The 1,899-nt window shown below is 53.2% G+C and carries 1 tRNA gene and 1 rRNA gene; both read right to left on the reverse strand.

The window, feature by feature from the left end:
• Positions 1-22: 22 nt before the first annotated feature.
• Positions 23-99: transfer RNA gene (locus DOQ08_RS15905), tRNA-Ile, on the reverse strand.
• 112 nt (positions 100-211) lie between these two features.
• Positions 212-1,752, reverse strand: a 16S ribosomal RNA gene (locus tag DOQ08_RS15910).
• Between the last annotated feature and the right edge of the window lie 147 nt (positions 1,753-1,899).

Here is a 1,899-nt window from a genome sequence, read left to right on the forward strand (position 1 = left end):
ACAACGACGAGCAGTGAAATTCTGGTGGGTCTGGGTGGACTTGAACCACCGACCTCACCCTTATCAGGGGTGCGCTCTAACCACCTGAGCTACAGACCCGGTTTTGCTTATCATAACGACAAGCCAAGTCGGGCCTGAAAGACCCAATTGCTCTCTTTATTCGCTAACCAAGTAATTCGTGTGGACTCTGACCGAAGCATTCAGCTTCGTTTAAGGAGGTGATCCAGCCCCAGGTTCCCCTAGGGCTACCTTGTTACGACTTCACCCCAGTCATGAACCACACCGTGGTGATCGTCCTCCCGAAGGTTAGACTAACCACTTCTGGTGCAATCCACTCCCATGGTGTGACGGGCGGTGTGTACAAGGCCCGGGAACGTATTCACCGCGACATTCTGATTCGCGATTACTAGCGATTCCGACTTCACGCAGTCGAGTTGCAGACTGCGATCCGGACTACGACGCACTTTAAGGGATTGGCTCACTCTCGCGAGTTGGCAGCCCTCTGTATACGCCATTGTAGCACGTGTGTAGCCCTGGCCGTAAGGGCCATGATGACCTGACGTCATCCCCACCTTCCTCCGGTTTGTCACCGGCAGTCTCCCTGGAGTTCTCAGCATTACCTGCTAGCAACCAAGGATAGGGGTTGCGCTCGTTACGGGACTTAACCCAACATCTCACGACACGAGCTGACGACGGCCATGCAGCACCTGTGTCAGAGTTCCCGAAGGCACCAATCCATCTCTGGAAAGTTCTCTGCATGTCAAGGCCAGGTAAGGTTCTTCGCGTTGCGTCGAATTAAACCACATGCTCCACCGCTTGTGCGGGCCCCCGTCAATTCATTTGAGTTTTAACCTTGCGGCCGTACTCCCCAGGCGGTCAACTTAGTGCGTTAGCTGCGCCACTAAGGATTCAAGATCCCCAACGGCTAGTTGACATCGTTTACGGCGTGGACTACCAGGGTATCTAATCCTGTTTGCTCCCCACGCTTTCGCACCTCAGTGTCAGTGTTGGTCCAGGTAGCCGCCTTCGCCACTGGTGTTCCTTCCTATATCTACGCATTTCACCGCTACACAGGAAATTCCACTACCCTCTACCACACTCTAGCCGAGCAGTTCGAAATGCCGTTCCCAGGTTAAGCCCGGGGCTTTCACATCTCGCTTACTCAACCACCTACGCGCGCTTTACGCCCAGTAATTCCGATTAACGCTTGCACCCTCCGTATTACCGCGGCTGCTGGCACGGAGTTAGCCGGTGCTTCTTCTGCGAGTAACGTCAATCCCTAAAGGTATTAGCTTTAGAGCCTTCCTCCTCGCTGAAAGTGCTTTACAACCCGAAAGCCTTCTTCACACACGCGGCATGGCTGGATCAGGGTTGCCCCCATTGTCCAATATTCCCCACTGCTGCCTCCCGTAGGAGTTCGGGCCGTGTCTCAGTCCCGATGTGGCTGATCATCCTCTCAAACCAGCTACGGATCGTCGCCTTGGTGAGCCTTTACCTCACCAACTAGCTAATCCGACTTAGGCTCATCCAATAGCGCAAGGTCCGAAGATCCCCTGCTTTCCCCCGTAGGGCGTATGCGGTATTAGCAGCCGTTTCCGACTGTTGTCCCCCACTACTGGGCAGATTCCTAAGCATTACTCACCCGTCCGCCGCTCGACGCCTGATAGCAAGCTATCATCGTTTCCGCTCGACTTGCATGTGTTAAGCCTGCCGCCAGCGTTCAATCTGAGCCATGATCAAACTCTTCAGTTTAAATCATACAAGAATCCGTAGATTCTTAATTCTTGCTCAAGACAAAACTCAATTTCGACGAGTCACTGTCCTGATATTTCGTATCTGAAATACCTCGGCCAGCGCCCACACGAATTACTTGGTCAACTTTTTAAAGAGCGTTTGAGC

Origin of the sequence: Marinobacter litoralis, assembly GCF_003336705.1 — a bacterium.
Taxonomy (GTDB): Bacteria; Pseudomonadota; Gammaproteobacteria; order Pseudomonadales; family Oleiphilaceae; genus Marinobacter; species Marinobacter litoralis.